Below are 3,424 nucleotides of genomic sequence, written 5' to 3'. Positions count from 1 at the left end.
GCAGGTAGGCGCGGATGAGCTCGAACCGGTCGCCGGGCGCGGCAGCCGGACGGAACCCGCGGATGCGTTCCAGGACCGGCGGCGACGTGTCGAGCCGCAGCTCCAGCCCGGCGCGTACGGCGGCGAGCCGGAACGGCATCTCGTAGAGGTGGATCGCGTCGCACGGCCGGCAGTGCCGCAGGTAGGGCTCGGGCATCACCTCGGCGAGCCGCCCGGAGACCTCGCCCTTGACCGTCGGCGTGCGGACGATCTCCCGCATCCGCGCGGCCACCTCGTCGAGCGCGGCGACGATGCCGATGCCCGCGGCCTTCAACGGCTTCGCCGCGTCGTAGATGCGCTTGCCCGCGTCGGCGTCGGAGAACGGCTCGACCGCCGTGGCCACCGCGCCCACGTCGGCGCGGCGGTAGAGGTGCGGGGCGCCGCGTACGGTCCAGAGCATGACCACGTCGTCACCGGTCAGCGAGGTCACGTCGACCCCGCGCGTCGCCAGCGCCCAGCGGCCGCCGTCGGGGCCGGTGTCCTGCACGCCGATGTCGAGCACGGCGGTGTCGGCGAGCGAGCCCTGCGCCCGGTCGAGCTGCTGGGCGCGCACGCGGAAGGCCAGCACCTGACGTCTGTCGACCATCGCCACAGCGTAGGCGCCGGCACCGACACTTCCCGCGGTCCGACGGGTCAACGGGCGGCGAGTAGCCGTTCGCGGACCTCGCGGCGCAGGATCTTGCCGATCTGGGAGTACGGCAGCTCGTCGACGATCACGACCCGGCGCGGCACCTTGTACCCGGCCAGGTGGGTGCGGCACGAGGTCCGGATCGCCTCCGGGGTGGCGGCAACCGCCGGGTCGACCACCACCGCGGCGACGACCTCCTCGCCGTCGTCGGTGGGCATTCCCACGGCGGCGGCCTCGCGTACGCCGGGGACGCGACGCAACGCCTCCTCCACCTCGGACGGGTAGACGTTGAAGCCGCCGGTGATGATCAGCTCCTTGATCCGGTCGACCACCGTGATGAAGCCGTCGGCGTCCATGGTGACGATGTCGCCGGTGCGCATCCAGCCGCCGGGCAGCAGCACCTTCGCCGTCTCCTCCGGCCGGTGCCAGTAGCCGGAGAACACCTGCGGGCCGCGGACCAGCAGCTCACCGGCCTCGCCCGGGGTGCGGTCGCGGCTCGGGTCCTCCGGGTCGACGATGCGCACGTCGGTGGAGGGGAACGGCACGCCGACGGTGCCGGGCCGGCGGGTCGGCGCGACCGGGTTGCCGACGGTGATCGGGGACGTCTCGGTCATCCCGTACCCCTCGACCAGCAGGCCGCCGGTCACCTGCTCCCACAGCTCCACGGTGGCCGGTGGCAGCGACATCGCGCCGGAGATCGCGTACCGGATGGAGGTGAGGTCGACGGCGCGTTCGCGGGCGGCGGTGGCGAGCTTCGCGTAGACCGGCGGCACCGCGGGCAGGAACGTCGGCGGGCGGCGGCGGACCGCGTCGAGCACCTGGTCGGCGTCGAAGCGGGGGAACAGCACCAGGGTGGCCCCGATGCTGACGGCGAAGGTGAGGCAGAGCGTCAGCCCGTAGGCGTGGAACAGCGGCAGCACCGCGTACACGGTCTCCTCGCCGTCACGCAGACCGGGCACCCAGGCCCGGCCCTGCGCGGCGTTGGCGCGCAGGTTGCGGTGGGTCAGCACCGCGCCCTTGGGCTCGCCGGTGGTGCCGCCGGTGTACTGGAGCAACGCCACGTCGCCGGCCTCCGGCGCGGGATGCCCGGCGGGCAGCGGCCCGGCCGCGGCGACCAGGTCCGACCAGGCCAGGGCGCCGGGCGCGGGGGCGGTCATCGCGGCGCGGGCGGCGCGGACCTTCGGCAGCGGCGCCCGCAGCGCCCACCGCTTGAGTCGCGGCAGCGCCGCGGTCAGGTCGACCGCCACCACGGTACGCACGGCGCCGCGTCCCGCCACCAGCGGCGCGACCTTGTCCCACACGATCGCGACGCCTGCGCCGTGGTCGGTGAGCTGCCGGTCCAGCTCGTCGGCGGTGTAGAGCGGGTTGTGCTCGACCACGACCGCGCCGAGCCGCAGCACGGCGTAGAAGGCGACCACGTGCTGCGGGCAGTTCGGCAGCACCAGCGCCACCCGGTCGCCCGGGCCGACGCCGAGGCGGCGCAGCGCCTCGGCGGCGCGGGACACCTGGTCGGCCAGTTCGGTGAACGTGGTGGTGGCGCCGTAGAAGTCGAGCGCGACCCGGGGCCCGAACCGCCGGGCCGCCTCGGTGAGCAGGTCGACGAGCGAGCCGTCCGGCTCGGCGATCTCGGCCGGTACCCCCGGCGCATAGCTACGGGTCCAGGGTCGCTGGGCGGTCGCGTCCATCGCCGTTACTCCTCGTCGCGCGGATGACGACCCCAGCCTAACGTGACCGGGCGGTAACCTACGCTAACGTAGGTTGCCGGGTAGGTCACACCTGCGCAGGTCAGTGCCGGCGTGTCGAATGCTGGTGCACCACCCGCCGGCCCTTCACGATGCCGACGATGATCACCGCGGCGAGCGCGATCACGCCGATGATGACGAGCCAGCGGACCGCCTCCAGCAGCAGCCCGAGCAGGATGATCACACCGGCGACCACGCCGACCACCCAGAGCAACGCACGCATGTCCCAGCCTCCCGTCGTACGGTCGGCCGCCCGCTTTCCCACTGGCCCTACGGCCATGCGTGGCCCGGTGGATCAGTGCCGGGCCACGTACACGGTGTTCGCCGCCTCCCGGCCCTGCAACGGGTTCGGGAACCGGACGACGTGCGCCACCGAGGTCGGGAACACAGCGGTGAGAGTGCGCTGGAACTCCGGGTCCGGCGGGTCGTTCGACCAGAGCGCGAAGACCCCGTCCGGGTGCAGCAGCGCGGCCAGCCGGCGCAGCCCGTCGACCGTGTAGAACGCGGCGTGGCTCGGGTGCAGCACCTGACGGGGGGAGTGGTCCACGTCCAGCAGCACCGCGTGGAAGCGGCGGCCCGGCTCGTCCGGGTCGAAACCGCCGTCGGCGACCGCGGCGAAGAAATCCGCCCGGACGAACCGGGTACGCGGATCGGTGGCCAGCCCGGCGGTGAACGGCAGCAGGTCCCGGCGGTGCCAGTCGATCACGTCCTCGATCGCCTCGACCACGAGCAGCGAACGCACCCGGGGATCCTCCAGCGCGGTCCGTGCCGTGTAGCCGAGGCCGAGCCCGCCGACCACCACGTCCAGCTCCGTGCCGGTCAGCGCGGCCAGTCCGAGCCGGGCCAGCTCGATCTCCGCCACCGGGAAGGCGCTGGACATGAGGTACTCGTCATCGAGCTTCACCTCGTACACCTCGGCGCCCAGCGCCGGGTCGCGCCGCCGCCGCAGGCTGATCTCGCCGATCGGCGTCTCCCGCCAGGCCAGTTCCTCGAAGCGCGCGCCCACCCGGTGTCC

The 3,424-nt window shown here is 73.7% G+C and carries 4 protein-coding genes; all 4 read right to left on the bottom strand.

The features are described from left to right. A partial coding sequence (locus KBX39_RS26815; protein ID WP_210873123.1) for a crosslink repair DNA glycosylase YcaQ family protein occupies positions 1 to 625 on the bottom strand: 625 nt, incomplete at its 3' end. A 47-nt stretch (positions 626 to 672) separates the two neighbouring features. After that, positions 673 to 2,352: a long-chain-fatty-acid--CoA ligase gene (locus KBX39_RS26810; protein WP_210873120.1), complete on the bottom strand. Its 1,680-nt coding sequence runs from the start codon at positions 2,350 to 2,352 to the stop codon at positions 673 to 675. Positions 2,353 to 2,452: 100 nt separating this feature from the next. Then, positions 2,453 to 2,632, bottom strand: a complete 180-nt coding sequence (locus KBX39_RS26805) for a hypothetical protein (RefSeq protein WP_043324665.1) — start codon at positions 2,630 to 2,632, stop codon at positions 2,453 to 2,455. A gap of 72 nt (positions 2,633 to 2,704) precedes the next feature. Further along, on the bottom strand, positions 2,705 to 3,415 hold the full coding sequence (locus KBX39_RS26800) for a spermidine synthase (protein ID WP_043324664.1): 711 nt from the start codon (positions 3,413 to 3,415) through the stop codon (positions 2,705 to 2,707). Between the last annotated feature and the right edge of the window lie 9 nt (positions 3,416 to 3,424).

The sequence above is a fragment of the Micromonospora sp. D75 genome (genome assembly GCF_018070405.1).
Classification (GTDB): domain Bacteria; phylum Actinomycetota; class Actinomycetes; order Mycobacteriales; family Micromonosporaceae; genus Micromonospora; species Micromonospora chalcea.
This window is presented reverse-complemented; position numbering and strand designations above follow the sequence as displayed.